Origin of the sequence: Streptomyces sp. MUM 203J, from assembly GCF_022414595.1 — a bacterium.
Classification (GTDB): domain Bacteria; phylum Actinomycetota; class Actinomycetes; order Streptomycetales; family Streptomycetaceae; genus Streptomyces.
Window position 1 is genome coordinate 1 of the sequence record NZ_JADWYO010000118.1, and the last position, 4,211, is coordinate 4,211.

Below are 4,211 nucleotides of genomic sequence, written 5' to 3' on the forward strand. Positions count from 1 at the left end.
CCTCACCCATTTCAAGATCGATCAGCCGTGAGCCCTGTCACCGTCCACAACCTCCCGGGACAGAACACCTAGCCCACCGGGCCGGCCGTGCCCTCGCCCAGGAGGCGCGCCGCAAGGGCGTCCACGTCCTGCTCGCCCCGACCGTCAACCTGCACCGCTCCCCGCTCGGCGGACGTCACTTCGAGGCGTACAGCGAGGACCCCCACCTCACCGCGGCCATCGGCACCGGATACGTACGCGGAGTCCAGGACGGCGGGGTCGCCGCCGCCGTCAAGCACTTCGTCGCCAACGACGCCGAGACCGACCGCTTCACCGTCGACAACGTCGTCGCGCCCCGCCCCCTGCGCGAGCTGTACCTCGCCCCGTTCGAGGCGATCGTCCGCGACGCCCGCCCCTGGGCCGTCATGGCCGCGTACAACCGGGTCAACGGTGTCACCATGACCGAGCACCGGCACCTCCAGACCGGCGTCCTGCGCGGAGAATGGGGCTTCGACGGCGTCACCGTCTCCGACTGGTTCGCCGTCCGCTCCACCACCGGGGCGCTGCGCGGCGGCCTCGACCTCGCCATGCCGGGCCCGAACGCCGTCTACGGGGAGGCGCCAGCCGCCGCCGTGCGTGACGGGGAACTCGACGAGGAGCGGGTCGACACGGCCGTACGGAGGGTGCTGCGGCTCGCCGCCCGTGTCGGGGCGCTGGAAGGAGCCGAACCGGCCGTCACCACGCCGCCCGAACCCGTCGACGGCCCCGCGCTCGCCCGGGAGATCGCGCACCGGTCGTTCGTCCTGCTCCGCAACGCGGACGGGGTGCTCCCCCTGGACCCGTCCGTCCACCCCCGTATCGCCCTCATCGGAGCCGCCGCCCGCGACGCCCGCGTCCTCGGCGGCGGCTCCGCCCACGTCTTCCCCGCCCGGACCGTCTCCCCGCTCGACGGCCTCGTCGCCGCCCTGCCGCCTCACACGGTCGGCTACGCCGTGGGCGCCGAACCCGACGACGAACCCGCTCCGGCCGGGACCGGGTTCAGCCTGCGCTCCGTCTGCCGCGACGCCGAGGGCGCGGTCCTCGACGACAGCCCGCTGCCCACCGGTCAGATCCAGTGGATCGGCGCCGACCTGCCCGCCGGAGCCGCTCGCGACACGCTCCACAGCGTCGAGATCACCGGCACCTTCACCCCGCGCGAGAGCGGCGCGCACGTCTTCGGCACCCGCGGCCTCGGTGCCTTCACCCTCACCGTCGCCGGCCGCGTCCTCTACGATGGGGTCCAGGAAGCGGGCACGGAGCCCGACCCGTTCGAGGCGTTCACCGGTGCCCCCGTCGAGCGCGGCACCCTCGCACTGACCGCGGGTGAACCGGTCGACGTGTCGCTCCGTCACATCGTGGACCACGACACCCCGGCGCCCGTCCCCGCCGTCGTGTTCTCCCTCCTCCACCGGCCGCCGCGCCGCGACCCCGGCGCGCTCGTCGACGAAGCCGTCGCCGCCGCACGCGCCGCCGACACCGCCGTCGTGGTGGTCGCCACCACCGAGCGCGTCGAATCCGAGGGTTTCGACCGCGCCGACCTGCGCCTTCCCGGCCGCCAGGACGACCTTGTGCGGGCCGTCGCCGCCGCCAACCCCCGCACCGTCGTGGTGGTCAACGCGGGCGCACCCGTCGAGATGCCGTGGCGGGACGAGGTCGCGGCGGTCCTGCTCACCTGGTTCCCCGGCCAGGAAGGCGGAGCCGCCCTCGCGGATGTGCTCCTGGGCGTCGAGGAACCGGGCGGGCGGCTGCCCACCACCTGGCCCGCGGCGCTCGCGGACGCCCCCGTCACCCGTGTCGCCCCGGAGGCCGGGAGACTCCCCTACGACGAGGGCCTCTTCATCGGCTATCGCGCCTGGGACCGGGCGGGCACCGCCCCCGCGTACCCCTTCGGGCACGGCCTCGGCTACACCACCTGGGAGTACGAGTCCCTGGAGGTCACCCCCACTTTCGCGCGTGTCACGGTCCGCAACACCGGGAGGCGCCCCGGCCGTGAGACCGTCCAGCTGTACGTCGCCCCGCGCGCCGACCTGGCCGAACGGCCCGCCCGCCTGCTCGTCGGCTTCGCGACCGTCCAGGCCCGGCCCGGGGAGACCGCCGAGGCGGAGATCCGGCTGGCGCCCCGCACCTTCGACATCTGGGACGAGACGTCGGGGGAGTGGACCGGCGTCCCCGGCGTGTACGACTTCCATGCCGGGAGCTCCCTGACGGACCGCCGGCTGACGGTCGCTCTGGAACTCGACTGAAGCCACCCCGTCCGGCGCGCGGACCGCCGAACCCCGCGCTACGCGCGCGTGCCGGGCGCTGTGACGTTTCTGTACGCGATGTCCGCCAGCCGTGCCTGGCCGTCCACGCTCGGATGGAACCAGTCCCAGGGGCTCAGCTGACTCTCACCGAAGCGGTAGTTGAACACCGCGCCGCCGTCGTACATGCACCGCCGGTCCCGTGCGCACACGTCCCTCAGCGCCTGGTTGTACGCGACGACCCGCTCCCGCACCGCCGCTCTGCGCCGCTCGGCGGCCGCCCCCAGGTCATCGGGCGCGGCCAGCATCGAGGCGCACACGCCCAGCCGCCACACGTCGTGGCTCGCCGGGTTGTCCCGCCCCGTGGCCCAGAGCCGCTTCAGATCCGGCACGCTCGTCACGTACACCTGTGTCGCGGGCGAGTCCTCCCGCAGCCGCGCCAGCGCCGTCTCGACCGAGACGCGGAAGTCGGCCACCGGGGTCATCAGGGCGGGCGTGGGGCGGCATGCGTCGTTGGCGCCTACGGTGACCGTCACCAGTCCGGGCCGGTGCCCCGCCGCCCGCGCCATCTGCTCCGGCAGCTCCGCGGCGCGCGCCCCGGACCGGGCCAGGTTCCAGCTCCGCTCCGCCACGCCGGGCGCGCCGAGCAGCCGAAGCGCCAGGCTGTTCACCCGGGCGTCGGATCCGGTGGCCCAGGACGCCTCCGGACAGTCCGTCAGCACCGTGCAGGCGTCGAAGGCCCTGCTGATCGAGTCTCCGACGGCGGCCACCGAGGCGGGCCGGGGATTCCACCCGGACGGAGCCGAGGGGGCGGCAGGAGGGGAGCCCAGCGGGGCCGACGGCTTCGGGGGCTCCGGTGCCGAGGACCCGGTATCGGCGGGGCTGCCCGCGTTGCTGCTTCCGGGGGACGCGACACACCCGGACAGCGCCATCGCGCACACCAGCGCGGCGGCCACCCGGCGCGGGGCGCGCGCACCGGGTCCCGCGCCGGACCCCGTACCCTTGATCAACACGGCCTCACCCCCGCGTCACTCCGCACCATCCCCGCGTCCTCCCGCTCAACTCCGTACGACCCGCGCACGGTCGGCGTCCCGGCGAGTGAAAGCTTCGTGTCGACGGCCCACGGGACCGACCGTACGTCATCCCCGGCGTCCCGCCGCACGGTAGCTTTTCCCCGTCGAACCAGAGGCGCCCAGCCGACCGGCTCCGGTAAATTACATCACGTCACAAGCTGTCCCTTTTGCGGAGTTTCGCTCCCGATGCTGTTTACTGAGGCCGCTGGGAATAGGCGAACCTCGTCCCACACTGGAGGTCCCGGTGACGACACGTGGAGTCCTGTACGTCCACTCCGCGCCGCGCGCGCTGTGCCCACACGTCGAGTGGGCGGTCGCGGGTGTGCTCGGCACGAGGGTCCAGCTCGACTGGATCCGTCAGCCGGCCTCACCGGGAACCTGGAGAGCCGAGTTCTCCTGGCAGGGCGAGTCGGGCACCGCGTCGAAACTGGCCTCCGCGCTGCGCGGCTGGCAGCTCCTGCGCTTCGAGGTGACCGCCGAGCCGTGCGCCACCGCCGAGGGCGAGCGTTACAGCGCCACGCCCGACCTGGGCATCTTCCATGCGGTCATCGGCATCCACGGCGACATCATGATCCCCGAGGACCGGCTGCGGGCCGCCCTGGCCCGCTCGGCACAGGGCGAGACCCAGCTGGAGGCCGAGATCGCCAAGCTGCTCGGCAAGCCGTGGGACGACGAACTTGAGCCGTTCCGCTACGCCGGCGAGGGAGCCCCGGTGCGCTGGCTGCACCAGGTGGTCTGACCCCGGAGCCGTACGCGAGGGCCGGCTGCGGAACCGCAGGCGACGTCGGGAACGCGAGGAGGCCCCCGCCCGTCCTTGGGTTCTGACGGTCCTCGCAACACCCGCGATCTGTGGGAGTTGCGAGGACCGTGGCCGTTGGGC

3 protein-coding genes are annotated in these 4,211 nt (G+C 73.8%); 2 read left to right on the forward strand and 1 reads right to left on the reverse strand.

What is annotated here, in order from left to right; all coding sequences use genetic code 11:
- Positions 1-2,261 (forward strand): beta-glucosidase (locus I3F58_RS29020; RefSeq protein WP_240111693.1); only part of this gene is annotated, 2,261 nt, incomplete at its 5' end.
- A gap of 38 nt (positions 2,262-2,299) precedes the next feature.
- Here I3F58_RS29020 and I3F58_RS29025 read toward each other — a convergent pair.
- Positions 2,300-3,190, reverse strand: a complete 891-nt coding sequence (locus I3F58_RS29025) for an SGNH/GDSL hydrolase family protein (protein ID WP_240111695.1) — start codon at positions 3,188-3,190, stop codon at positions 2,300-2,302.
- Positions 3,191-3,575: 385 nt separating this feature from the next.
- Here I3F58_RS29025 and I3F58_RS29030 point away from each other — a divergent pair, with 385 nt between their 5' ends.
- Entirely contained in the window at positions 3,576-4,070 is a 495-nt protein-coding gene (locus I3F58_RS29030) for a DUF3145 domain-containing protein (protein ID WP_240111694.1), read from the forward strand.
- Positions 4,071-4,211: the final 141 nt, after the last annotated feature.